The sequence below is a fragment of the Caulobacter sp. FWC2 genome (assembly GCF_002742625.1).
Taxonomy (GTDB): Bacteria; Pseudomonadota; Alphaproteobacteria; order Caulobacterales; family Caulobacteraceae; genus Caulobacter.
On the sequence record NZ_PEBF01000001.1, the window covers coordinates 2,197,669 to 2,220,540 of the forward strand.

The 22,872-nt window shown below is 64.9% G+C and carries 24 protein-coding genes and 3 tRNA genes; 23 read left to right on the plus strand and 4 right to left on the minus strand.

The features are described 5' to 3' along the window. The first annotated feature begins 166 nt into the window (after positions 1 to 166). Both tig and CSW62_RS10520 read left to right on the plus strand, forming a co-directional pair. Positions 167 to 1,525, plus strand: a complete 1,359-nt coding sequence (gene tig / locus CSW62_RS10515; protein WP_304441777.1) for a trigger factor — start codon at positions 167 to 169, stop codon at positions 1,523 to 1,525. 184 nt (positions 1,526 to 1,709) lie between these two features. Further along, complete coding sequence (locus tag CSW62_RS10520) at positions 1,710 to 2,348, plus strand: ATP-dependent Clp protease proteolytic subunit (protein ID WP_199170567.1); 639 nt, start codon at positions 1,710 to 1,712, stop codon at positions 2,346 to 2,348. An 80-nt stretch (positions 2,349 to 2,428) separates the two neighbouring features. Here CSW62_RS10520 and CSW62_RS10525 read toward each other — a convergent pair whose 3' ends face one another. After that, positions 2,429 to 3,100, minus strand: coding sequence for an HAD-IB family hydrolase (locus CSW62_RS10525; RefSeq protein WP_099577560.1), 672 nt, complete (start codon positions 3,098 to 3,100; stop codon positions 2,429 to 2,431). A 339-nt stretch (positions 3,101 to 3,439) separates the two neighbouring features. Here CSW62_RS10525 and clpX point away from each other — a divergent pair, with 339 nt between their 5' ends. From clpX to CSW62_RS10555, 6 genes are all read left to right on the plus strand, one after another. Next, positions 3,440 to 4,702 carry an ATP-dependent protease ATP-binding subunit ClpX gene (gene clpX, locus CSW62_RS10530; protein ID WP_099577562.1) on the plus strand — a complete coding sequence of 421 codons (1,263 nt, stop codon included), beginning with the start codon at positions 3,440 to 3,442 and terminating at the stop codon, positions 4,700 to 4,702. 397 nt (positions 4,703 to 5,099) lie between these two features. Further along, entirely contained in the window at positions 5,100 to 7,499 is a 2,400-nt protein-coding gene (lon, locus tag CSW62_RS10535; protein ID WP_099577564.1) for an endopeptidase La, read from the plus strand. Between the two features lie 142 nt (positions 7,500 to 7,641). Next, a complete protein-coding gene (locus tag CSW62_RS10540) occupies positions 7,642 to 7,920 on the plus strand; it encodes an HU family DNA-binding protein (RefSeq protein ID WP_099577566.1) in 279 nt (92 codons plus the stop codon). A gap of 109 nt (positions 7,921 to 8,029) precedes the next feature. Continuing rightward, positions 8,030 to 8,104 (plus strand) — tRNA-Val (locus tag CSW62_RS10545). A 126-nt stretch (positions 8,105 to 8,230) separates the two neighbouring features. After that, on the plus strand, positions 8,231 to 9,118 hold the full coding sequence (locus CSW62_RS10550; RefSeq protein ID WP_099577568.1) for an SPFH domain-containing protein: 888 nt from the start codon (positions 8,231 to 8,233) through the stop codon (positions 9,116 to 9,118). A gap of 267 nt (positions 9,119 to 9,385) precedes the next feature. Then, positions 9,386 to 10,597 (plus strand): glycosyltransferase, encoded by a 1,212-nt coding sequence (locus CSW62_RS10555; RefSeq protein ID WP_369827453.1) that lies wholly within the window; start codon positions 9,386 to 9,388, stop codon positions 10,595 to 10,597. Here CSW62_RS10555 and CSW62_RS10560 read toward each other — a convergent pair. From CSW62_RS10560 to CSW62_RS10570, 3 genes are all read right to left on the minus strand, one after another. Then, complete coding sequence (locus CSW62_RS10560; RefSeq protein WP_099577572.1) at positions 10,594 to 11,586, minus strand: LLM class flavin-dependent oxidoreductase; 993 nt, start codon at positions 11,584 to 11,586, stop codon at positions 10,594 to 10,596. The two genes, CSW62_RS10555 and CSW62_RS10560, sit on opposite strands and share 4 nt — an antisense overlap. Positions 11,587 to 11,668: 82 nt before the next feature. Then, positions 11,669 to 11,745 (minus strand) — tRNA-Asp (locus CSW62_RS10565). Between the two features lie 73 nt (positions 11,746 to 11,818). Further along, positions 11,819 to 11,895 (minus strand) — tRNA-Asp (locus tag CSW62_RS10570). A 313-nt stretch (positions 11,896 to 12,208) separates the two neighbouring features. Between CSW62_RS10570 and CSW62_RS10575 the strand changes: the two genes are divergently transcribed. The 15 genes from CSW62_RS10575 to nuoK all read left to right on the plus strand — a co-directional run bounded on the left by CSW62_RS10575 (position 12,209) and on the right by nuoK (position 22,869). Continuing rightward, the gene (locus CSW62_RS10575) at positions 12,209 to 12,586 is read left to right on the plus strand and encodes an NADH-quinone oxidoreductase subunit A (protein ID WP_099577576.1); all 378 of its coding nucleotides are present in this window, start codon (positions 12,209 to 12,211) and stop codon (positions 12,584 to 12,586) included. Beyond that, complete coding sequence (locus CSW62_RS10580; RefSeq protein ID WP_099577578.1) at positions 12,556 to 13,173, plus strand: NADH-quinone oxidoreductase subunit B family protein; 618 nt, start codon at positions 12,556 to 12,558, stop codon at positions 13,171 to 13,173. Before CSW62_RS10575 ends, CSW62_RS10580 begins: the two co-directional genes overlap by 31 nt. Next, positions 13,170 to 13,808 (plus strand): NADH-quinone oxidoreductase subunit C, encoded by a 639-nt coding sequence (locus CSW62_RS10585; protein ID WP_099577580.1) that lies wholly within the window; start codon positions 13,170 to 13,172, stop codon positions 13,806 to 13,808. Before CSW62_RS10580 ends, CSW62_RS10585 begins: the two co-directional genes overlap by 4 nt. A gap of 3 nt (positions 13,809 to 13,811) precedes the next feature. Next, positions 13,812 to 15,062, plus strand: coding sequence for an NADH-quinone oxidoreductase subunit D (locus tag CSW62_RS10590; protein WP_099577582.1), 1,251 nt, complete (start codon positions 13,812 to 13,814; stop codon positions 15,060 to 15,062). Further along, a complete protein-coding gene (locus CSW62_RS10595; protein ID WP_099577584.1) occupies positions 15,059 to 15,406 on the plus strand; it encodes a nuclear transport factor 2 family protein in 348 nt (115 codons plus the stop codon). Before CSW62_RS10590 ends, CSW62_RS10595 begins: the two co-directional genes overlap by 4 nt. A gap of 10 nt (positions 15,407 to 15,416) precedes the next feature. Continuing rightward, positions 15,417 to 16,124 carry an NADH-quinone oxidoreductase subunit NuoE gene (gene nuoE, locus CSW62_RS10600; protein WP_099577586.1) on the plus strand — a complete coding sequence of 236 codons (708 nt, stop codon included), beginning with the start codon at positions 15,417 to 15,419 and terminating at the stop codon, positions 16,122 to 16,124. Position 16,125: 1 nt separating this feature from the next. Continuing rightward, positions 16,126 to 16,350, plus strand: coding sequence for a hypothetical protein (locus CSW62_RS10605; protein ID WP_099577588.1), 225 nt, complete (start codon positions 16,126 to 16,128; stop codon positions 16,348 to 16,350). Then, positions 16,347 to 16,613, plus strand: a complete 267-nt coding sequence (locus CSW62_RS10610) for a hypothetical protein (protein WP_099577590.1) — start codon at positions 16,347 to 16,349, stop codon at positions 16,611 to 16,613. The genes CSW62_RS10605 and CSW62_RS10610 overlap by 4 nt, the downstream gene beginning before the upstream one ends. 3 nt (positions 16,614 to 16,616) lie before the next feature. Next, entirely contained in the window at positions 16,617 to 17,936 is a 1,320-nt protein-coding gene (gene nuoF, locus CSW62_RS10615; protein WP_099577592.1) for an NADH-quinone oxidoreductase subunit NuoF, read from the plus strand. Between the two features lie 5 nt (positions 17,937 to 17,941). Continuing rightward, positions 17,942 to 20,002 (plus strand): NADH-quinone oxidoreductase subunit NuoG, encoded by a 2,061-nt coding sequence (gene nuoG, locus CSW62_RS10620; protein ID WP_099577594.1) that lies wholly within the window; start codon positions 17,942 to 17,944, stop codon positions 20,000 to 20,002. Next, on the plus strand, positions 20,003 to 21,064 hold the full coding sequence (nuoH, locus tag CSW62_RS10625) for an NADH-quinone oxidoreductase subunit NuoH (protein WP_099577596.1): 1,062 nt from the start codon (positions 20,003 to 20,005) through the stop codon (positions 21,062 to 21,064). After that, positions 21,064 to 21,303: a hypothetical protein gene (locus CSW62_RS10630; RefSeq protein ID WP_099577598.1), complete on the plus strand. Its 240-nt coding sequence runs from the start codon at positions 21,064 to 21,066 to the stop codon at positions 21,301 to 21,303. Before nuoH ends, CSW62_RS10630 begins: the two co-directional genes overlap by 1 nt. Before the next feature lie 72 nt (positions 21,304 to 21,375). Further along, a complete protein-coding gene (gene nuoI, locus CSW62_RS10635; protein ID WP_056051151.1) occupies positions 21,376 to 21,867 on the plus strand; it encodes an NADH-quinone oxidoreductase subunit NuoI in 492 nt (163 codons plus the stop codon). An 82-nt stretch (positions 21,868 to 21,949) separates the two neighbouring features. After that, positions 21,950 to 22,567, plus strand: coding sequence for an NADH-quinone oxidoreductase subunit J (locus CSW62_RS10640; RefSeq protein ID WP_099577600.1), 618 nt, complete (start codon positions 21,950 to 21,952; stop codon positions 22,565 to 22,567). Next, positions 22,564 to 22,869 carry an NADH-quinone oxidoreductase subunit NuoK gene (nuoK, locus tag CSW62_RS10645; RefSeq protein ID WP_099577602.1) on the plus strand — a complete coding sequence of 102 codons (306 nt, stop codon included), beginning with the start codon at positions 22,564 to 22,566 and terminating at the stop codon, positions 22,867 to 22,869. The genes CSW62_RS10640 and nuoK overlap by 4 nt, the downstream gene beginning before the upstream one ends. Positions 22,870 to 22,872 lie beyond the last annotated feature (3 nt).

Consider the following 22,872-nt stretch of genomic DNA (forward strand, 5'->3'; position numbering starts at 1 on the left):
AGGCCTGGATGAGTTTTGTCGCCGCCGCTCTTGGATGCTCGCGCACGTCGTGACATAAGGGCGGTCTTTCGCCGCCCCCGGCTCTCGTGGGCGGCGTCGATCTTTTGGACCCCCAGGGCGGAGCTCGGGCGCGCGGCGTCCCGGACCCGAGAAAATAAGAATGTCGATGCAGATCGTTGAAAAGTCGGGCGAAGGCCTCAGCCGCGTTTTTAGCGTCACGGTTCCCGCGAGTGAACTGGCCACGCGCCTGGAAGCGCGTATCGCCGAAGTCGCTCCGCAGATGAACGTGAAGGGCTTCCGTCCGGGCAAGGTGCCCGCCGCCCACGTGCGCCGTCTGTACGGCAAGGGCCTGATGGGCGAAGTCATCGAGCAAGCCCTGAACGAGACGACCCAGAAGGTCCTCGACGACAACAAGCTGCGTCCCGCCGGCCAACCCGAGCTGAACCCGACGTCGGACATGGACAAGGTCCTGGACGGTGGTCTGGACCTGGCGTTCGACCTGGCCGTCGAAGTGATGCCGGAATTCGATCCGATCGACCCGACCACCATCGAGCTGGTCAAGCCGGTCTACAAGGTTGGCGACGAGGAAGTCGACGAGGCCCTGGAAGAGCTGTCCAAGCAAGCGCGCACCTATGAGCCGCGCACGGGCAAGAGCCTGAAGGCCAAGGACGGCGACCAACTGCTGATCGACTTCGTCGGCACGATCGACGGCGTCGAGTTCGCCGGCGGCAAGGCCGAAGGCGCGGAACTCGTCCTGGGTTCGGGTCAGTTCATCCCGGGCTTCGAAGAGCAACTGGTCGGCGCCAAGCCGGGCGACGAGATCGTCGTGAAGGTCAAGTTCCCGGAAGACTACCAAGCCGCCGAACTGGCCGGCAAGGACGCCGAGTTCGCCACCAAGGTCACCGAAGTCCGCGCGCCGGTCGACGGCAAGGCCGATGACGAGCTGGCCAAGCGCCTGGGTCTGTCGGACCTCGCCGCACTGAAGGACCTGCTGCGCTCGAACCTGGGCAGCCGCTACGAGAACAGCTCGCGCTTCAAGCTGAAGCGCGCCCTGCTGGACGTGCTGGACACCAAGCACGAGTTCCCGCTGCCGCCGCGCATGGTCGACGCCGAGTTCGCCGGCATCTGGCAACAGGTCGAGGCCGACAAGGCCCGTGGCGGCCTGCCGCCGGAAGACGCCGACAAGACCGAAGACCAGCTGAAGGACGAGTACCGCAAGATCGCCGAGCGCCGCGTGCGCCTGGGCCTTGTGCTCGCCGAGATTGGCCGCAAGAACGACGTGGTCGTCACCGACCAGGAACTGACCGACGCCATCATGCGCGAAGCTCGCCAGTACGGCGCGCAAGCCCAGCAGGTGTTCGACATGTACCGCCAGCGCGCCGACCTGCAGGCCGCTCTGCGCGCCCCGATCTATGAAGACAAGGTCGTCGACCTGATCTTCAACAAGGCCAAGGTTGAGGAAAAGGAAGTCTCCAAGGACGAGCTCCTGGAAGAAGACGACCTGCCGGAAGGCTACGGCGGCTAAGGCTTCCGTCTCCGGACAAGATCAAGGCGCGGCTCGCGAGGGCCGCGCCTTTTTCGTATCGCCACGAAGCCGCCGGCTCCTTGCAACCTGTTAAGCGCCACGCGATATGCGTGAGCGAGGGCGCACAGGGGCTGATTCGTTTTCGGATCTCTCGGAAGCAAGCGCCAAAGACACACGACGAAGGGTGATCCCGATGATGTACGATCCGATGGCGACGGCCATGAATCTGGTTCCGATGGTGGTCGAGCAGACCAGCCGCGGCGAGCGCGCGTTCGACATCTTCTCGCGCCTGCTGAAGGAGCGGATCATCTTCCTGACCGGTCCGGTGGAAGACGGCATGGCCAGCCTGATCTGCGCCCAACTGCTGTTCCTGGAGTCGGAGAACCCCAAGAAAGAGATCGCCATGTACATCAACTCGCCGGGCGGCGTGGTGACGGCTGGTCTCGCGATCTACGACACCATGCAGTACATCAAGAGCCCGGTCTCGACGGTGTGCATGGGCATGGCCGCCTCGATGGGCAGCCTTCTGCTCGCCGCCGGCGCTCCGGGCCAGCGCATCAGCCTGCCGAACTCGCGCATCATGGTGCACCAGCCGTCGGGCGGCTTCCGCGGTCAGGCCTCGGATATCGAGCGCCACGCCGAGGACATCATCAAGACCAAGCGCCGCCTGAACGAAATCTACGTCAAGCACTGCGGCCGCACCTATGAAGAAGTGGAGCGTACGCTGGACCGTGACCACTTCATGAGCGCCGAAGAGGCCAAGGCCTGGGGTCTGATCGACCACATCAACGAAAGCCGCGACGGCCCGGACATCGCTGAGTAAGCGACGGGCGCTGAAACAGGAAAGCCGCCGATCTCCGGATCGGCGGCTTTTTCTTTGCGCGAAGCCTGCGGCAAATCCGCTCAGGTGGCGGGCTTGCCCCGGAAGACGCGGTAGCCCTTTTCGTCGGCGATCGCCAGCATCTCTGTGTCGCCCGAGGTGTCGCCATAGGCGGCCGTCAAGTGCACGTCGGGGCCGAAGACCTCGCGCAGGCGCTGCACCTTTTCCTTGGCCCGGCAGTTGTTCCCGTCGAGGCCGCCCAGGATGCGGCCGTCTTCGTTGGTCATCAGCCGCGTGCCGATCAGCATATCGGCGCCCAGGCCGCGCGCGAACGGGGCCACTGTGATCTCTGGCGAGGCCGTCACGATGACAAGCTTCGCGCCCCTGGCCCGCCACGCGCGCCAGACGGCCAGGGCGTCAGGACGCAGTAGCGACCGCGCGTGGGTCTCGGCGAAGGTCCGTGCGTCGGTCTCGATCTGGGTGATCGTGGCGCCCTTCAGGAATTCGCGCACCGCGGCGGCCTTGAGTTTGGCGCGATTGCGATCGAACACATAGGCGATCAGCGACGGGGTCAGGCGGATGACGCCGCGCGTCCAGCGACGCCCCGCGCGCCACTTCAAGAACGCGTTGAAGCTGTCCTTGACGGTCAGGGTGCCGTCGAAGTCGAAGGCCACCAGGGCAGGCTCATGACCCATCTCGCCGGTCATCGGGCGCGATGCGCTCAAACCCTTGGCCATCCACGAACGCTTGCCCATCGACCTTCCCAAAGAGCGCGTTTCCGCACTCGACCTCGCATACGATTCCTGGCTTCGTCTTACGGGGTTCCACCGGCGGCGGTAAGGCCCAAGGCGCTCTACGCTTGCGCCGGAGCGCCAATCGCCCAAATTAGATGACGAGGCCATGACACGATCAGGCCGGTTTGGACGTTTGGAGCTTCAAAGGAGCCGCCAAGGGTTGTGAACCGCGCCCGGATCGGGGAATGTCAAGGATTAGACAACTCCCGGCGTATATCCTGTCTGCTTCGGTGGCGGTGTATGCGCTCGGAGGGGCGCCGCGGCGTTAAGCCGTAAGGCGCCATAGTGTGAGAAGCGATCATGACGAAAGCCGCGAGCGGCGACACCAAGAGCACCCTGTACTGTTCTTTCTGCGGAAAGAGCCAACATGAGGTGCGTAAGCTCATCGCGGGACCGACGGTGTTCATTTGTGATGAATGCGTCGAGCTCTGCATGGATATCATTCGCGAAGAGCACAAGATCGCTTTCGTGAAGTCCAAGGACGGCGTGCCGACGCCGCGTGAGATCTGCGAGGTTCTGGACGACTACGTGATCGGCCAAGGTCACGCCAAGAAGGTGCTCGCTGTCGCGGTGCACAATCACTACAAGCGCCTGAACCACGCTTCGAAGAACAACGACGTCGAACTGGCCAAGTCGAACATCCTGCTGGTCGGTCCGACCGGTACGGGTAAGACGCTGTTGGCCCAGACGCTGGCCCGAATCATCGACGTGCCTTTCACCATGGCTGACGCCACGACGCTGACCGAAGCCGGTTACGTCGGTGAAGACGTCGAGAATATCGTGCTGAAGCTGCTGCAAGCCGCCGACTACAACGTCGAGCGCGCCCAGCGCGGCATCGTCTACATCGACGAAATCGACAAGATCAGCCGTAAGTCCGACAATCCGTCGATCACCCGCGACGTGTCGGGCGAAGGCGTGCAGCAGGCCCTGCTGAAGATCATGGAAGGCACCGTCGCCTCCGTGCCGCCGCAAGGCGGGCGCAAGCATCCGCAGCAGGAATTCCTGCAGGTCGACACGACGAATATCCTGTTCATCTGCGGTGGGGCGTTCGCCGGGCTCGAGAAGATCATCTCGGCGCGCGGCGCGGCCAAGTCGATCGGCTTCGGCGCCAAGGTGACCGATCCGGAAGAACGCCGGACGGGCGAAATCCTGCGGAACGTCGAACCCGACGATCTGCAACGCTTCGGCCTGATCCCGGAATTCATCGGCCGTCTGCCGGTGGTCGCGACCCTGGAAGACCTCGACGAGGTCGCCCTGGTCAAGATCCTGACCGAACCGAAGAACGCCTTCGTTAAGCAGTACCAGCGCCTGTTCGAGATGGAGAACATCGGCCTGACCTTCACGGAAGACGCCCTGCACGGCGTCGCCAAGAAGGCCATCGTGCGCAAGACCGGCGCGCGCGGCCTGCGTTCCATCATGGAAGGCATCCTGCTGGAGACCATGTTCGAGCTGCCCAACTACGAGGGCGTCGAGGAAGTGGTGGTCAATGCCGAGGTCGTCGAAGGCCGGGCCCAGCCGCTGCTGATCTACGCCGAGAAGAAGGGCGGGGCGGCTTCGGCCTAACCCCAAGCTTCATCGCGAAATCGAGGCGCGCCTTTTTAGACAAGGGCGCGCCTTTTTCGTGGATAAGCCGGCTTCGCAAACCTCTTGGACGTCCGCTGCGGCTTTGGCGCCACGGGCAGCTTGAGCGAGCGAAACCCACAATAAGTCCAGGGCTTGGGTGAACTTGCCCCTATCGTCGGAATTAGGGGTATGGGGGCGCCAGCTTCGCCGGTCGTACGCGACTTGTCGCCGCTGTCAGGCGAGTGTGCTTGAACCCTGTTGTAAAACGTCCACATAAATAACGACCATCCGCCCAGTCCCGGGCGGACGGGTCGTTCGACTCAGGCGCATCGTCTGATGTTACGGCGGCCCGCATGGCCAGGCGTGCGAAAGCGCCGAGGCCGGGAGTATTGAGCACATGTCCGAACTACGTACGCTTCCTGTTCTGCCGCTGCGGGATATCGTTGTGTTCCCGCACATGGTGGTGCCGCTTTTCGTCGGCCGCGACAAATCCGTACGCGCCCTCGAGGAAGTGATGCGCGGCGACAAGCAGATCCTGCTCGTCACCCAGAAGAACTCGGCGGATGATGATCCGGCGCCGGGCGACATCTTCGACGTCGGCGTCCTGGCCACCGTCCTGCAGCTGCTGAAGCTGCCCGACGGCACCGTCAAGGTGCTGGTCGAAGGCAAGGGCCGCGCGGCGGTCGTGAAGTTCACCGACCAGGAGTCCTTCTACGAGGCCCAGATCGGCGAAGTCAGCGAAGACGAAGGCGTGGGTCCCGAGGCCGAGGCGCTGTCGCGCGCGGTCGTCGAGCAATTCGAGAACTACGTCAAACTGAACAAGAAGGTGCCGCCGGAGGCCCTGGCGTCGATCCCGCAGATCGCCGAACCGGGCAAGCTGGCCGACAGCATCGCCGCCCACCTGTCGGTGAAGATCGGCGACAAGCAGCACCTGCTGGAAATCTTCGACGTCGTGAAGCGCCTGGAAAAGGTCTTCGCCCTCATGGAGGGCGAGATCTCGGTGCTGCAGGTCGAGAAGAAGATCCGCTCGCGCGTCAAGCGCCAGATGGAGAAGACCCAGCGCGAGTATTATCTGAACGAACAGATGAAGGCGATCCAGCGCGAGCTGGGCGACCCCGACGACTCGCGCGACGAGCTGATCGATCTCGAAAAGCGCATCAAGAAGACCAAGCTTTCCAAGGAAGCCCGCACCAAGGCCGAGAGCGAGCTGAAGAAGCTGCGCAACATGAGCCCGATGTCGGCCGAGAGCACCGTCGTCCGCAACTATCTGGACTGGCTGCTGTCGATCCCGTGGGGCAAGGCCAAGACCAAGAAGATCGACCTGCTGGAGGCCGAGGAAATCCTCGACGCCGACCACTACGGTCTGGAGAAGGTCAAGGAACGGATCCTCGAGTACCTGGCCGTCCAGGCCCGGACCAACTCGCTGAAGGGCCCGATCCTGTGCCTCGTCGGCCCTCCTGGCGTGGGCAAGACCTCGCTGGGCAAGTCGCTGGCCAAGGCCACCGGTCGCGAGTTCGTGCGCATGAGCCTCGGCGGCGTGCGCGACGAAGCCGAGATCCGCGGTCACCGCCGCACCTACATCGGCTCGATGCCCGGCAAGGTCATCCAGTCGATGAAGAAGGCCAAGACCACGAACGCCTTCGTCCTGCTGGACGAGATCGACAAGATGGGCAGCGACTACCGCGGCGACCCCGCCTCGGCGCTGCTGGAAGTGCTGGATCCGTCGCAGAACTCGACCTTTGGCGATCACTATCTGGAGGTCGACTACGATCTGAGCCAGGTGATGTTCGTCACGACGGCCAACAGCCTGAACATGCCCCAGCCTCTGCTGGACCGCATGGAGATCATCCGCATCCCCGGCTACACCGAGGATGAAAAGCTGGAGATCGCCAAGCGGCACATCCTGCCGAAGCTGTCGAAGGACCACGGCCTGAAGCCGGCCGAGTTCATCGTTCCTGACGCGGCGATCCGCGACCTGATCCGCTACTACACCCGGGAAGCCGGCGTGCGGTCGCTGGAGCGGGAACTGGGCGCCCTGGCGCGCAAGACGGTGCGTGACCTGGCCCGCGAGAAGCTGGTCACGATCACCATCGACGACGAGCGCCTGGCCAAGTACGCGGGCGTCAAGAAGTACCGTTACGGCGAGACCGACGAAGTCGACCAGGTCGGCATCGTCACCGGTCTGGCCTGGACGGAATTCGGCGGCGACATCCTGACCATCGAAGCCGTGAAGATGCCGGGCAAGGGTCGCATGCAGATCACCGGCAACCTCAAGGACGTGATGAAGGAGTCGATCGCGGCGGCCAACAGCTATGTCCGTTCGCGGGCGGTGCAGTTTGGCATCAAGCCGCCGATCTTCGAGAAGACCGATGTGCACATTCACGTGCCGGATGGCGCAACGCCCAAGGACGGTCCGTCCGCCGGCGCCGCCATGGGTCTGGCCATCGTCTCGGTTCTGACCGGCATCCCGATCCGCAAGGACATCGCCATGACCGGCGAGATCACTCTGCGCGGCCGGGTCACGGCCATCGGCGGTCTGAAGGAAAAGCTGCTGGCGGCTCTGCGCTCCGGCGTGAAGACCGTGCTGATCCCGCAGGAGAACGAGAAGGACCTCGTGGACGTGCCCCAGAGCGTCAAGGGCGGCCTGGAAATCATCCCGGTCTCGACCATGGACGAGGTGCTCAAGCACGGCCTCACGGGCCCGTTGACGCCGATCGAATGGAGCGAGGCCGACGAGCCGATTGCTGCGACTGCGAAGAAGGATGAGGGCGACAGCGACGCCGTCCTCACCCACTAAACGCAACTAATCGTTGATAACTTAAGTGGCGCGGGAGATTCCCGCGCCGCTGTCGTTTGACGAGGCTTTTTCAACAGCCATAATCCTTGATGAGCCAAGCGCTGTAGGCAAAACGCGGCGCTGCTCAGGCTGGGAGAAAAACATGACCACAAAAGCCGAGCTCGTTACGGCGATCGCCGAAAAGGCGGGCATCAACAAGAACCAAGCCAAGGACGCTCTGGAAGCCTTCATCGACGCCGTCACCGACTCGCTGAAGTCTGGTTCTGACGTTCGCCTGGTCGGCTTCGGCACCTTCAAAGCCGTGTCCCGCGCCGCCGGCACGGCTCGCAACCCACGCACCGGCGAGACCGTGAACCGTCCCGCATCGAAGACCGCGCGTTTCCAGGTCGGCGAAGGCCTGAAATCTTCGCTGAACGGCTAAACAGTTTCCGTTTAACAGAGGCGGGGCGTCATCCTGGGGCTGACGTTCCGCCTTTTTGTTTTCGCGCTTTGCGTGAAGCGCAAGGGCGGCTAGACACGCCACCCCAAGAGGGCAGTTAGCTCAGCGGTAGAGCGTCTCGTTTACACCGAGAGGGTCGGGGGTTCGATCCCCTCACTGCCCACCACCCCCTTCGAGCATGCGCATCGTCTCCCCACGGCCCGGGCCAGAGCTGGCGTCCCACGGCTAAGCTTCTACTTGTCGCTCGCAATCAAAGTGATATCATTTTGATCGCAACGCTGGAGGAGCGTCGATGTCCGAAACTCGCACCATCAATCCCACCACCGAGCGCGCCCACGGCGGCATGGCCGGCGGCCTGCCGCTGCTGGCGCTGCCGCTCCTGCTCGCGGCCGGAGCCTGGGCGTTCACGCAGGCCGACAATGGTCCGGTCTATCCGGCGATCGGCGGCGCGCTGATCTTCCTGTTCGCCATGGTCGCCTGCGGCTTCTATTCCCTGCAGCCGAACGAGGCCTATGCGATCACCCTGTTCGGATCGTACGTCGGCACAGATCGCAAGACCGGCCTGCGCTGGATCCTGCCGTGGTACGGCCGCAAGAAGATCAGCCTGCGGGTGCGCAACGTCACCAGCGAGACCCTGAAGGTGAACGACAAGCGCGGCAACCCGATCGAGATCGCCGCCAACATCGTCTGGCGGGTGCGGGACTCGGCGCAAGCCCTGTTCGACGTCGACGACTACATTGCCTTCGTGAACATCCAGATCGAGACCGGCCTGCGCGAGGTCGCCTCGCACTACGCCTATGATCACGCGGAGGAGGGCGAGCCTACCCTGCGCGCCCACGCCGAGGAGGTTGGCGATCGCCTGCAGAAGGACCTGCAGCTGCGCACCAATGTCGCGGGGGTGGCCATCGACGAGGCGCACCTTATGCACTTGGCCTACGCGCCCGAGATCGCCGGCTCGATGCTGAAGCGCCAGCAGGCCGAGGCCGTCCTGGCCGCCCGCCGCACGATCGTCGCCGGCGCCGTCGACATGGTCGAGAGCGCGCTCAGCCAGCTCAGCGAACGGGGCGTCGTCACCCTGGACGACGAGCGCCGCGCCGCGATGGTTTCCAACCTGCTTGTGGTGCTGTGCGCCGACCGCGAGGCCCAGCCCGTGGTCAATACCGGCACGCTGTACGGCTGACGTGGCGAGCGATCCGAGTGAGCCGAAAAGCGGGCGGCGCGCATTCCTGATGCGCGTCCGTCCCGAGGTGCTGAGCGCCGTCGAGCGCCTCGCCGGCGCTGAGTTGCGTAGCGTGAATGCTCAGGTAGAAGTACTGTTGCGAGAAGCGCTTGCACGACGCGGCGTGTCCCTGAAATCGTCCGGGAACGGCGAGGAACCGTGAGTGTCGCAAAAGCTTTATCGTTCCAGGGCCGAATGGGGGGCCTAGGGTAGCGACGAGGAATCGGTGTGACGGATACGAGATCGACCCGGCCGGTCGGCCTGCGTGGTTTTCTTTCCGATATCGCTCCGTCGACTGACGGCGCCGTACGTCTCGTCGACACGACCATGCTATACGCCCCGCGCAGTGGCGGCGTGCGTCGCTACCTCGCTTCGAAGCGCGCCTGGTTGGCCGCCAATCGTCCGGACGTGCGCCATACGCTGGTGGTGCCAGGCGCGCGCGATTCCTATGACGGCCAGGGCCGGGTCTCGATCTACGCGGCGCCGCTGCCGTTCGGGGCCGGTTATCGCTGGCCCGTGGTCAAGGCCGCCTGGATGGACCGGCTGATCCGCCAGCGTCCCGACATCATCGAGGCGGGCGATCCCTATACGCCGGGCCTGGCGGCATTGCGGGCGGGCGACGCCCTGGGCGTTCCAGTCGTTGGGTTCTGCCACACCGACCTTGGAGCCTTGGCCGCATTGCACATCGGCGAATGGGCCGAGAAGCCGGTGCAGAAGCGCTGGGCGGCGATCTATCGCCAGTTCGATCAGGCCGTGGCGCCGAGCCGTTTCATCGCCGGCCGCCTGATCGAGGCGGGCGTGCACAACGCCATCGGCTTGCCGCTGGGCGTCGACACCGAACTTTTCCATCCCGCCCGGGCTGACCGCGACGCCCTCCGCAGGCGCCTCGGCGTCTCGCCAGACGAACGCCTGCTGGTCTTTGCTGGCCGCCCGGCGCGCGAGAAGAAGCTGGATGTGCTGGTCGGGGCGGTCGAAAAGCTGGGCGCGCCCTACAAGCTGCTGTTCGTCGGGGCTGGCGGCGGTGCGCCGATCAGCGACCGCGCCCTCTGCCTGGACTATGTCCGCGATCCGGCGGAGCTGGCCGGGGTGCTGGCCAGCTGCGACGCCTTCGTCCACGCCAACGACAACGAGCCGTTCGGCCTGATCGTGCTGGAGGCCATGGCCTGCGGCCTGCCCGTGGTCGGCGTCGCCGCCGGCGGGGTGGCCGAGTCGGTCGACCACGAGGTCGGCCAGCTGGCGCCCCGCTCGGAGCCGGCCGCCTTCGCCGAGGCGATCGAGGCCCTGTTCGCGCGCGACCTGGCCGCCGTGGGCGCCGCCGCCCGCCGCCGCGCCGTCGAGCGGCATGGCTGGGACGCGGTGTTCCGTCAGCTCTGCGCCATCTATGGCGGCCTGACCGGTCGGAGCGCCTTCGGGGGGCTGGCCCCTCTAAGGGATCACTAGGCTTTCAGACCCGCCAGGATCTCGTAGCAGTGCTTACGGGCGGCGTGATCGTAGATCTGCGAGGCGAACATCAGCTCGTCGGCTTCGGTCAGCTTCAGCACCTGCTCGACCTTGCGTTTGACCGTCTCGGGTGAGCCGATCGCGGAATACTGGAAGGTATGATCCAGGCCCGCTAGCTCGGCCGGCGAGGCATAGTCGCGGATGTCGTCGACCGGCGGGGGCAGCAGCCCCGGTCGTCCGCGGCGCAAGGCCAGGAACTGCTGCTGGGTCGAGGTCGCCAGGCGAGTCGCCTCGGCGTCGGTGTCGGCCGCACAGACCCCGATGCAGACCATGGCGTAGGGCTTGTCCAGAACCTCGGACGGCTTGAAGTGGCGGCGATAGAGGAGGAGGGCGTCCAGCAGTGAGTCGGGCGCGAAATGGGCGGCGAAGGCGAACGGCAGGCCTAGCGCCGCGGCCAGCTGAGCGCTCCAGGTCGAGGAGCCCAGAAGCCAGATTGGCACGTCCTGGCCTTCGCCTGGTACGGCGCGGACGCTCTGCTCGGGAGCGGCTGGCTTGAACCAGTGCTGCAGTTCGACGACGTCCTGAGCGAACGAATCGACCGCCCCGGCATAGCGGCGCAGGGCGCGCATCGTCGGCTGGTCGGTGCCAGGCGCGCGGCCCAGGCCCAGATCGATTCGGCCGGGATAGAGGGCGGCAAGCGTGCCGAACTGCTCGGCGACCATCAGCGGGGCGTGGTTGGGCAGCATGACGCCGCCCGAGCCGACCCGAATCGTCTTCGTGCCGCCGGCCACGTGGCCGATCACGACCGCCGTCGCGGCCGACGCGATTCCTGGCATGTTGTGATGCTCGGCCAGCCAGTAGCGGTGAAAGCCGAGGGTTTCGGCGTGGCGCGCCAGATCCAGGCTGTTGTTCAGAGCTTGGCCGACGGGCGTGCCTTGCGGAACGGGCGCGAGGTCGAGGACGGAGAACGGCGGGTAAGCGGATGTCATGTCCGCTACATGGCGTGCGGAGACGGCAACTCAAGGCGTTGCCGAAGTCATTGTCGATTTGAGAGGAAGAACCACCGGACGGTGGCGCGAATGACGGGACTCGAACCCGCGACCTCCGGCGTGACAGGCCGGCGCTCTAACCAACTGAGCTACATCCGCATCGTTGCGCCTGGGCGCGACGGTCGTCCGTAAACCGAGGGGAGGGCGCCTTCCGAACCCCTCTTTCAAGGGGTGGCGCGAATGACGGGACTCGAACCCGCGACCTCCGGCGTGACAGGCCGGCGCTCTAACCAACTGAGCTACATCCGCATATCCCTTCGCCGAAGCGAAAGTGCGACCCGCCCTGCGGCGAGGGGCGTCTGATATGTCGGGCGAAGACTCGTGTCAACGGCCATATCGAAGAAGCGTCAAATAGCCCGGCGGGCCTCAGCTATTTCATGTGGATGGAGCAAAGCGCGGCCTTTACGTCGGTTCTTTGAGGCACAGGCGATAGCCTTCGCCTGCAATCGATCGCCGTTACCGGAAACAACTCCAGTTGCGATCGTTTCTCAATGTGCTCTGGGGTGTTTGAAGCGCTGGCGACAGTGGGCTACAACCCGCTCGATTCAAGCCAAGGGCTGTCATGACCGCCTTCCTTCTCCAGTATCTTCCGATCGTGATCTTCCTAGGGATCGCGGCGGCCATCGGCATCGTCTTCATTCTCGCGGCCGCCGTGCTCGCGCCTAAGGCGCCGGACCCGGAAAAACTGTCCGCGTACGAATGCGGCTTCAACGCCTTCGACGATGCGCGCATGAAGTTCGACGTCCGGTTCTATCTGGTGTCGATCCTCTTCATCATCTTCGACCTTGAAGTAGCGTTCCTGTTCCCCTGGGCGGTCACGCTGATGAAGCTGCCGCACGACGCGGCCCAGTTCGCCTTCTGGTCGATGATGACCTTCCTGGGCGTGCTGACCGTCGGCTTTATCTACGAATGGAAGAAGGGCGCCCTCGAATGGGAGTGATCGTTCCCGCCAATACGGCCCCCATTGGCTCTTCTGGGGTTCCGGCGCTGTCCGGTGGCCGTTCGACGGTCGAGGGCTATGACCCCAAGCTGCACGACCCGTTCTTCGACGGCGTTTCGCAGCAACTGGCCGACAAGGGCTTCATCACGGCTGCCGCCGACGACCTGATCACCTGGGCCCGCACGGGCTCGCTGATGTGGATGACGTTCGGCCTGGCGTGCTGCGCCGTCGAGATGATGCACTCGGCCATGCCGCGCTACGACCTGGAACGCTTCGGCTTCGCGCCGCGCGCCAGCCCGCGCCAGTCGGACGTGATGATCGTCGCCGGCACGCTGACCAACAAGATGGCTCCGGCCCTGCGCAAGGTCTACGACCAGATGCCGGAGCCGCGCTACGTCATCTCGATGGGCAGCTGCGCCAATGGCGGCGGCTACTACTATTACAGCTACAGCGTCGTGCGCGGCTGCGATCGCGTCGTGCCGGTCGACATCTACGTGCCCGGCTGTCCGCCCACGGCGGAAGCCCTGGTCTACGGCGTGCTGCAGCTGCAGAAGAAGATCCGTCGCACGGGGACGATCGAGCGATGACCGACGTGGTTGCGACTGAAATCACTATCTCGCCGCTAGAGGCCCTGGGCCAGGACATCGTCGCCCGCGCGACCGGCGTGCTGGGCCATTCGGTGGCGTTCGGCGAACTGACCATCGTGGCCAAGACCTCGACCGTGGTCGAGACCCTGACCTTCCTGCGGGATGACGCGGCCTGCCGCTTCCACCAGCTGGTCGACCTGACGGGCGTGGACTACCCCGAGCGCGCCGCGCGCTTCGACGTCGTCTATCACCTGCTGTCGATGGTGAAGAACGCCCGCATCCGCTTGAAGGTGATGACGGACGAGGACACCCCGGTCCCCAGCGTCACGCCGGTGTTCCCGGTCGCCGACTGGTTCGAGCGCGAGGCGTTCGACATGTACGGCATCTTCTTCGAAGGCCATCCCGACCTGCGCCGGATCCTGACTGACTACGGCTTCCACGGCCACCCGCTGCGGAAGGACTTCCCCATGACGGGTTACGTTGAAGTTCGCTACGACGACGAGCTCAAGCGCGTCGTGTACGAACCCGTGAAGATTACCGAGTTCCGTGCGTTCGATTTCCTGTCTCCGTGGGAGGGCGCCAAGTACGCCCTGCCGGGCGATGAGAAGGCCGAGAAGCGGGCAGGGGACGCCTAAGCCATGACTGGAACGAACGCGCCCGCCGCGGCGACCGACTTCTTCCGTGACGAACCGACGACTCCGGCCATCCCGGAGACGCCGGTCCGCAAGTTCAACATCAACTTCGGCCCGCAACACCCGGCCGCGCACGGCGTGCTGCGCCTGGTGCTGGAGCTGGACGGCGAAATCGTCGAACGCGTCGATCCGCATATCGGCCTGCTGCATCGCGGCACCGAGAAGCTGATGGAAGCGCGGACCTACCTGCAGAACATCCCGTACTTCGACCGCCTCGACTACGTGGCGCCGATGAACCAGGAACATGCGTTCTGCCTGGCCATCGAAAAGCTGCTCGGCGTCGAAGTGCCCAAGCGCGGCCAGATCGTGCGCGTGCTGTTCTGCGAGATCGGCCGCGTCCTGAACCACCTGCTGAACGTGACGACCCAAGCCATGGACGTCGGCGCCCTGACGCCGCCGCTCTGGGGCTTCGAGGAGCGCGAGAAGCTGATGGTGTTCTACGAGCGCGCCTGCGGCGCTCGCCTGCACGCCAACTATTTCCGTCCGGGCGGCGTCCACCAGGACCTGACCCCCAGCCTGATCGACGACATCGAGACGTGGGCGAAGGCTTTCCCCAAGATCTGCGACGACATCGAGGGTCTGATCACCGACAACCGCATCTTCAAGCAGCGCAACGTCGACATCGGCGTCGTGACCAAGGAAGACGCCTGGGCCTGGGGTTTCTCGGGCGTGATGGTGCGCGGTTCGGGCATCGCCTGGGACCTGCGCCGCAACCAGCCGTACGAGAACTACAACGAGTTCGAGTTCGACATCCCGCTGGGCAAGAACGGCGACTGCTACGACCGCTATCTCTGCCGCATGCAGGAAATGCGCGAGTCGACGAAGATCATCCTGCAGGCCGTCGCCATGCTGCGCGGCACGCCGGGCCCGGTGCTGACCGAGGACAACAAGGTCAGCCCGCCCCGTCGCGCCGAGATGAAGCGCTCGATGGAAGCCCTGATCCACCACTTCAAACTCTACACCGAAGGCTTCAAGACGCCGGAAGGCGAGGTCTATGCGGCCGTCGAGGCGCCCAAGGGCGAGTTCGGCGTCTACGTGGTCAGCAACGGCACCAACAAGCCGTATCGTTGCAAGATCAAGGCGCCGGGCTTCTCGCACTTGGCGGCCATGGACTGGATGAATCGCGGCCACCAACTGGCCGACGTCTCGGCCATTCTGGGCTCGCTCGACATCGTGTTCGGCGAGGTCGACCGGTGAGCCTTGAAGCCCCTAATCTCGAAAGGGTCGCCCAAGCTCAGCTGGACGCCTATAACGCCCAGGACCTGGACGCGCACTGCGCCCACTTCGCCGACGACGTCGTCGTGGCGGGTCTGAACGGCGACGTGGCGCGCACGGGCCTCGACGCCTACCGCGCCTTCTACGCCAAGACCTTCGCCGAGTTTCCCAAGAACCACGCGAAGCTTCTGAACCGCATCGTGGTCGGTGCGAATGTGATCGACCACGAGCATGTCGACCGCGGTAACGGCGACGCGCCGTTCCAGGTCGCCGCCATCTACACCTTCAAGGACGACAAGATCGTCCGCGTGGATTTCGCACGATGAGCGCCCCCCAATGAGCGTACGCCGTCTCGCCAAGGAACAGCCCGCCAGCTTCGCCTTCTCGGTCGACAGCCAGGCCAAGGCCGACTGGTGGAAAGCCAAGTATCCCGCCGCCCGCAAGCAGTCGGCGGTGATCCCGATGCTGTGGCTGGCCCAGAAGCAGGAAGGCTGGATTTCCGAGCCGGCGATCCAGGAGATCGCCAAGCAGCTAGAGATGCCGGTTATCCGCGTGCTGGAAGTGGCCACCTTCTACGTGATGTTCCAGCTGCAGCCGGTCGGCAAGGTCGCCTTCGTGCAGCTGTGCGGCACCACGCCGTGCCAGCTGCGCGGCGCTGTGGACCTGAAGGCCGTGTTGAAGGCCAAGATCGGCGACGCCAACCACGTCTCGGCCGACGGCAAGTTCAGCTGGGAAGAGGTCGAATGCCTGGGCGCGTGCTGCAACGCCCCGATGGCCGCGATCAACGACTACTATTACGAGGACCTGACGCCGGAGAGCCTGGCCCAGATCCTCGACGACTTCGCGGCTGGCAAGGACCCGAAGCCGGGCAGCTACGACGGCCGCGGCGCCTCGGAGCCGAAGGGCGCGATCCACACGCTGACGGATCCGAAGCTTTACGACGGCACCTACGCCAAGAAGATCAAGATCCCGAACCTGCCCGAGAAGCCCAAGGCTACGAAGGCCCCCTCAAGCAAAGTAAATGGGCCGGAGCCGACCGCCTAACATGACCGCCGACGCCGCCCTTCAGAAGAAGCGCCTGACCACGATGCTCGCCATCGACGTGGTCTGCTTCCTGCTGGCTGGCGTCTCGATCTATGGCGCGGTGTCATTGGGACTGGGGTGGGCCAAGCCCGTCTTCATCCTGGCCATCGTCGCGGGCCTTGGGGCGCAAGTCTGGTTCATCCTGGGCTGGATGCGCGCGACCAAGGCGGAGGGCGCTTCGTCATGATCGACGACAGCGCGCTCAACACCCGCCGCGCGGCCTATGCCGACACCATCCGGGGCCTGCATCGCCGTGAACGCGGCGTGGGCTTCGTGGCCTGCCTGCTGGGCGCGATCCTGCTGATCTGGGGTCGCACCGTGCAGGGCGCCCCGTTCTGGGCCGTCATCGCCGGTCTGGTCACGATTGCCGCCGGCTGGCTGCTTTTCGCCTATGTCATCATTCGTCGGACGCGCTATGTGCGCGCCCATCCATTCGATCCGCAAAGCTGAGTCATGGTCGGTATCCTCGAAGACAAGGACCGCATCTTCACGAACCTCTACGGTCTCCACGATTGGGGCCTCGAGGGCGCGAAGAAGCGCGGCTGCTGGAATGGCACCAAGGACATCCTGGACGCGGGGCGCGACTGGATCATCGACAACATGAAGAACTCCGGCCTGCGCGGCCGGGGCGGGGCGGGCTTCGGCACTGGCCTGAAGTGGTCGTTCATGCCCAAGGAAGTGAAGGACGGTCGTCCGCACTACCTGGTCGTCAACGCCGACGAATCCGAGCCGGGCACCTGCAAGGACCGGGAGATCATGCGGCATGATCCGCACCTCCTGATCGAAGGCTGCCTGATCGCCTCGCGCGCGATGCTGGCCCACGCCTGCTACATCTATATTCGCGGCGAATACGTCCGTGAGCGCGAAGTGCTGGAAGCCGCCATCAAGCAGGCCTACGAGGCCAAGCTGATCGGCAAGAACAACGTCCACGGCTGGGACTTCGATCTTTACGTCCACCACGGCGCCGGCGCCTATATCTGCGGCGAAGAGACGGCCCTGCTGGAGAGCCTGGAAGGCAAGAAGGGCCAGCCGCGCCTGAAGCCGCCGTTCCCGGCCGGCGCGGGCCTCTACGGGATGCCGACCACGGTCAACAACGTCGAGAGCATCGCCGTCGCCGGCACGATCCTGCGTCGTGGCGCGTCGTGGTTCGCCGGTTTCGGCCGCCCTAACAACGCCGGCACCAAGCTGTTCTGCGTCTCGGGCCACGTGAACCTGCCCTGCAACGTCGAAGAAGCCATGAGCATCCCCTTCCGTCAGCTGATGGAAGATCACTGCGGCGGCATCCGTGGCGGCTGGGGCAACCTGAAGGCCGTCATCCCGGGCGGTTCTTCCGTGCCGATGATCCCGGCCGAGCAGTGCGAAGACCTGCCGATGGACTTCGACGCTCTGCGCAACCTGCGTTCGGGCCTCGGCACGGCCGCCGTCATCGTCATGGACAAGTCCACTGACCTGGTCCGCGCCATCGCCCGCCTGTCGTACTTCTACAAGCACGAGAGCTGCGGCCAGTGCACGCCGTGCCGCGAAGGCACCGGCTGGATGTGGCGCGTCATGGAGCGTATGGCGACCGGCGAGGCCGATCCGAAAGAGATCGACACCCTGCTGGACGTCACGACCCAGGTCGAAGGGCACACCATCTGCGCCCTGGGCGATGCGGCCGCCTGGCCGATCCAGGGTCTGTTCCGTCACTTCCGCCACGAGGTGGAAGACCGGATTGCTTCCTATCGTAGCGGTCGCCTGCACGTGCAGGGCGCCAAGCTGATCGCGGCGGAGTAACAAGAATGGCTATCGCCAAGGTCAACGGCGTCGAGGTCGAATTCGAACCCGGCATGACGGTTCTGCAGGTCGCGGAACTGGCCGGGGAAGAAATCCCGCGCTTCTGCTATCACGAGCGCCTGTCCATCGCCGGCAATTGCCGGATGTGCCTGGTCGAAGTGAAGCCCGGCCCGCCGAAGCCGCAGGCGTCCTGCGCCCTGCCGGCCGCCGAGGGCCAGGAGATCTTCACCAAGACTCCGATGGTCAAGAAGGCCCGCGAAGGGGTGATGGAGTTCCTGCTCATCAACCACCCGCTGGATTGCCCGATCTGCGACCAGGGCGGCGAGTGCGATCTGCAGGACCAGGCCGTCGGCTACGGCCGCGACGACAGCCGCTATGACGAGAACAAGCGGGCGGTCGAAGAGAAGGCCATGGGCCCGCTCATCAAGACCGTGATGACGCGCTGCATCCAGTGCACCCGCTGCGTCCGTTTCATCACCGAAGTCGCCGGCTCGCCGGAAATCGGCCTGATCTCGCGCGGCGAAGACGTTGAAATCACGACCTATCTGGGCGCGGCGGTGACGTCGGAGCTCAGCGCCAACGTCATCGACCTGTGCCCGGTCGGCGCCCTGACCTCCAAGCCCTACGCCTTCGAAGCCCGCCCGTGGGAACTGAAGAAGACCGAGAGCATCGACGTCATGGACGCGCTGGGCTCGTGGATCCGTGTCGACAGCCGCGCCGCCGCCGTGCTCCGCGTGCTGCCGCGCAACAACGACGACGTCAACGAAGAGTGGATCTCGGACAAGACGCGTTACGCTGTCGACGGCCTGGGCCGTCAGCGTCTCGACCGTCCGTACGTCCGCATCGGCGGCAGCCTGAAGCCGGCCACCTGGGCCGAAGCCTTCGCCGCCATCGCCGCCAAGGTTAAGACGACCGCGCCTGAGCGCATCGGCGTCATCGCCGGCGACCTGCAGGACGCCGAAAGCTTGAAGGCGACCAAGGACCTCTTCACCGCCCTGGGCGTGAAGAACCTGGACAGCCGCCAGGACGGCGCCGCTCTCGGCGCTGGCCCGCGCGAAAGCTGGCTGTTCAACTCGACGATCGCAGGCATCGAGAACGCCGACGTCGTGCTGTTCGTCGGCGCCAATCCGCGCATCGAGACCCCGGTCCTGAACGCCCGATTCCGCAAGCAGTGGATCGCCGGCAAGACCCGCTTCGGCGTCATCGGCGAGCAAGCCGACCTGACGTTCGACTACGACTACCTCGGCGCCGGCGCCAAGACGCTGTCGGGCCTGGCCAGGAGCAAGGGCGGCTTCATCGACGCCCTGAAGGCCGCCGAGCGTCCCGCCATCATCATCGGTCAGGGCGCTCTGGCCCGCGCCGATGGCGCGGCGATCCTCAAGGCCGCCGCCGGCCTCGCCAAGACCGTCAAGGTCGTCCGCGAGGGCTGGAACGGCTGGAACGTCTTGCACACCGCCGCCGCGCGCGTCGCCGGTCTCGACATGGGCTTCGTCCCGGCCGAGGGCGGTCTGGCCACGGCCGACATGCTGAAGCCAGGCGCTCTGGACGTCCTGTTCCTGCTGGGCGCCGACGAGTGCGAAACCGCCGCTTCGGACGCGTTCAAGATCTATCTCGGCACGCACGGCGATAACGGGGCCCACAAGGCCGACGTGATCCTGCCGGGCGCCGCCTACACCGAGAAGAACGGCCTCTACGTGAACCTCGAAGGCCGGGTCCAGATGGGCCGCCGCGCGGTGTTCCCGAAGGGCGAGGCCAAGGAAGACTGGTCGATCCTTCGTGCTCTCTCCGAAGTGCTGGGCTGCAAGCTGCCTTACGACAGCCTGGACCAACTGCGCGCCAAGCTGTTCGCCGATCACCCGACCTTCGGCCAGATCGACTACGCGCCGGGCTCGGTCGCGACTTCGTTCGATGTCGGCGCCCTGGGCGCTGACGGCGAGATCTCCGACGCGCCGTTCGAAAGCCCGATCAAGGCTTTCCACCTGACCAACCCCGTCGCGCGCGCCAGCGTGACCATGGCCGAATGCGCGGCCGTGGCGTCCGGCGCCGCCAAGATCGCTGCGGAGTAAATCGTGGGCTCGACTTCTCCGCTTCTCTGGTTTGGCCTGACGACCGGCGGCATCCTGCTGGTCGTGATCTGGGTCCTGCTGAGCCTGGCCTTCCTGCTGCTGGCCGACCGCAAGATCTGGGCCGGCGTCCAGATGCGCAAAGGGCCCAACGTCGTTGGTCCCTTTGGTCTTCTTCAATCGTTCGCCGACTTCCTCAAGTTCGTCTTGAAGGAGATCGTGATCCCGGCCGGCGCCGACAAGATCGTCTTCATCCTGGCGCCGCTGCTCAGCCTGGTCTTGGGCTTCGTGGGCTGGGCCGTGGTGCCGTTCGCGCCGGGCTGGGTCGTCTCGAACCTGAATGTCGGCATCCTGTATCTGCTGGCGATGAGCTCGCTGGGCGTCTATGGCATCATCATGGGCGGCTGGGCTTCGAACTCGAAGTACCCGTTCCTGGGCGCGCTGCGTTCGGCGGCGCAGATGGTGTCGTACGAGGTCTCGATCGGCCTGATCATCATCACGGTGATCCTGCTGGCCGGTTCGATGAACCTCTCGACCATCGTCGAGAAGCAGTCGGGCTGGTTCTGGAACTGGAACGTCTTCGGCGGCGGCTTGAAGAACCTGGTCCTGCTGCCGATCATGGTTGTCTCTATGGGCATGTTCTACATCTCGGCCCTGGCCGAGACGAACCGTCCGCCCTTCGATCTGCCGGAAGCCGAATCCGAACTCGTGGCCGGTTACCAGGTCGAGTACAGCTCGACGCCGTACCTGCTGTTCATGGTGGCCGAGTATTCGAACATCGTCCTGATGTGCGCCATGATCAGCGTGCTGTTCTTCGGCGGCTGGAACCTGGGTATTCCGGTCGATCTGGTGGCCATGTGGGGCTGGTGGGGCAAGTTCGCCCTGGCCTTGGTCTTCTACGCCAAGATCTGCTTCTGGTTCTTCATGATCGCCATGGCGAAGGCCATCGTGCCGCGCTACCGCTACGATCAGCTGATGCGCCTGGGTTGGAAGGTGTTCCTGCCGACCTCGCTGGTGCTGGTCGCCGCGGTGGCCGCCTGGCGCGTGTTCGGTCCGGGGACCTGATGCGTCGCGCCACGATCCTTGCTGTAGGTCTTTCCGGACTTGTCCTGACGGCCTGTGCGGGCGTCGCGGCGACGGATCGGTCCTATTCGCTGGGCGACGGGGTGGTCAGCTATGACGACCTCCGCCGCGAAGGCGACAAGTGCAAGGCCTCGGGCGGCGTGATCCAGGCCAAGCAGGACGGGGGCGACCCCGCTCAGCTGTCGAACTACACCTGCGTGATCCCGCGCGGGCCGAAATAGGGCTCATGGCCCACGTCGAGACGGGGAGGGGCCAACGCACCTCCTCTGAAGTATAGGTTTAGGAGAGCTCTGGTGTTCCAGCGCATCACTCAAGCGGTCAAGGGCGCGGCCCTTTTGGACTTCGCGGGCGCCTTTGGCCTCGCCATGAAGTACATGATCGCGCCGAAGAAGACGGTGATCTATCCGAACGAGCGCGGCCCGCAGTCGCCGCGCTTCCGGGGCGAGCACGCCCTGCGCCGGTATCCTTCGGGCGAAGAGCGCTGCATCGCCTGCAAGCTCTGCGAAGCCATCTGCCCGGCCCAGGCGATCACCATCGAAGCCGAACCGCGCGAGGACGGCAGCCGCCGCACTACCCGCTACGACATCGACATGGTCAAGTGCATCTACTGCGGCCTGTGCCAGGAGGCCTGCCCGGTGGACGCCATCGTGGAAGGTCCGAACATCGAGTTCGCGACCGAAACCCGCGAAGAACTTTACTACGACAAGGAACGTCTTCTCGATAACGGCGACCGTTGGGAGCGCCTGATCGCGAAGAATCTGGAGTTGGACGCGCCCTACCGTTAAAGACGGGCGCGAATCCGAAGCAGGCGGTGCGCCGTAAGGCGTAGCGTCATCGAACGTAAGATTTCAGGGGAGCCCTGGGCCAATGCCCTTGCAGGCGATCGCTTTCTATCTGCTGGCTTTCACGACCATCGCGGCGGGCTTGCTCGTCGTGTCGGCTCGGAATCCCGTGCACTCGGTGCTCTTCCTGATCACCGCCTTCTTCTCGGCCGCCGGTCTCTTCGTCCTGCTGGGCGCGGAGTTCCTGGCGATGCTGCTCATCGTCGTCTATGTGGGCGCGGTCGCGGTGCTGTTCCTGTTCGTCGTCATGATGCTGGACGTCGACTTCGCCGAGCTCCGCCAGGGCTTCGTACAGTACCTGCCGTTCGGTGGCGCGATCGCCCTGGTCATCGCCACCGAGATGGTGATGGTCGTGGCTGCGGTCGCCACCAACGGCGCGGCGTCGCGGAACGCTCTGCCGAACGCTTCGCCGGGCGGTGTTCCGAACACCGAGGCGATCGGTCGCGTGCTCTACACTGACTATGTCTTCTTCTTCCAGCTGGCCGGTCTGGTGCTGCTGGTCGCCATGATCGGCGCCATCGTCCTGACCCTGCGTCACAAGCCCGGCGTCAAGCGCCAGGACATCGGCAAGCAAGTCGCCCGTACGCCGAAGACCGGCATGGAACTGGTCCAGATCAAGCCGGGTGAGGGGATCTCCGAATGATCGGCCTGTCGCACTATCTCGTCGTCGCCGCGATCCTGTTCACGATCGGCGTCTTCGGCATCTTCGTGAACCGCAAGAACGTCATCGTCATCCTGATGTCGATCGAACTGATCCTGCTCGCGGTGAACATCAATCTCGTGGCGTTCTCGTCCTTCCTGCACGATGTGGCGGGGCAGATCTTCGCCATGTTCGTGCTGACCGTCGCCGCCGCCGAGGCGGCCGTGGGTCTGGCCATTCTCGTCACCTTCTTCCGAAACCGCGGCGATATCGCGGTTGACGACGCCAGCATGATGAAGGGCTAAGCG

What these genes read in the sequence shown, in the direction of transcription:
- CSW62_RS10640 (WP_099577600.1), top strand. Translation starts at nt 21,950, where the DNA reads ATGCCCTTGCAGGCGATCGCTTTCTATCTGCTGGCTTTCACGACCATC.
- CSW62_RS10590 (WP_099577582.1), top strand. Translation starts at nt 13,812, where the DNA reads ATGACTGGAACGAACGCGCCCGCCGCGGCGACCGACTTCTTCCGTGAC.
- nuoG (WP_099577594.1), top strand. Translation starts at nt 17,942, where the DNA reads ATGGCTATCGCCAAGGTCAACGGCGTCGAGGTCGAATTCGAACCCGGC.
- nuoK (WP_099577602.1), top strand. Translation starts at nt 22,564, where the DNA reads ATGATCGGCCTGTCGCACTATCTCGTCGTCGCCGCGATCCTGTTCACG.
- CSW62_RS10585 (WP_099577580.1), top strand. Translation starts at nt 13,170, where the DNA reads ATGACCGACGTGGTTGCGACTGAAATCACTATCTCGCCGCTAGAGGCC.
- CSW62_RS10580 (WP_099577578.1), top strand. Translation starts at nt 12,556, where the DNA reads ATGGAAGAAGGGCGCCCTCGAATGGGAGTGATCGTTCCCGCCAATACG.
- tig (WP_304441777.1), top strand. Translation starts at nt 167, where the DNA reads ATGCAGATCGTTGAAAAGTCGGGCGAAGGCCTCAGCCGCGTTTTTAGC.
- lon (WP_099577564.1), top strand. Translation starts at nt 5,100, where the DNA reads ATGTCCGAACTACGTACGCTTCCTGTTCTGCCGCTGCGGGATATCGTT.
- CSW62_RS10605 (WP_099577588.1), top strand. Translation starts at nt 16,126, where the DNA reads ATGACCGCCGACGCCGCCCTTCAGAAGAAGCGCCTGACCACGATGCTC.
- nuoE (WP_099577586.1), top strand. Translation starts at nt 15,417, where the DNA reads ATGAGCGTACGCCGTCTCGCCAAGGAACAGCCCGCCAGCTTCGCCTTC.
- CSW62_RS10550 (WP_099577568.1), top strand. Translation starts at nt 8,231, where the DNA reads ATGTCCGAAACTCGCACCATCAATCCCACCACCGAGCGCGCCCACGGC.
- CSW62_RS10560 (WP_099577572.1), bottom strand. Translation starts at nt 11,586, where the DNA reads ATGACATCCGCTTACCCGCCGTTCTCCGTCCTCGACCTCGCGCCCGTT.
- CSW62_RS10630 (WP_099577598.1), top strand. Translation starts at nt 21,064, where the DNA reads ATGCGTCGCGCCACGATCCTTGCTGTAGGTCTTTCCGGACTTGTCCTG.
- CSW62_RS10540 (WP_099577566.1), top strand. Translation starts at nt 7,642, where the DNA reads ATGACCACAAAAGCCGAGCTCGTTACGGCGATCGCCGAAAAGGCGGGC.
- nuoF (WP_099577592.1), top strand. Translation starts at nt 16,617, where the DNA reads ATGGTCGGTATCCTCGAAGACAAGGACCGCATCTTCACGAACCTCTAC.
- clpX (WP_099577562.1), top strand. Translation starts at nt 3,440, where the DNA reads ATGACGAAAGCCGCGAGCGGCGACACCAAGAGCACCCTGTACTGTTCT.
- CSW62_RS10575 (WP_099577576.1), top strand. Translation starts at nt 12,209, where the DNA reads ATGACCGCCTTCCTTCTCCAGTATCTTCCGATCGTGATCTTCCTAGGG.
- CSW62_RS10525 (WP_099577560.1), bottom strand. Translation starts at nt 3,100, where the DNA reads ATGGGCAAGCGTTCGTGGATGGCCAAGGGTTTGAGCGCATCGCGCCCG.
- CSW62_RS10610 (WP_099577590.1), top strand. Translation starts at nt 16,347, where the DNA reads ATGATCGACGACAGCGCGCTCAACACCCGCCGCGCGGCCTATGCCGAC.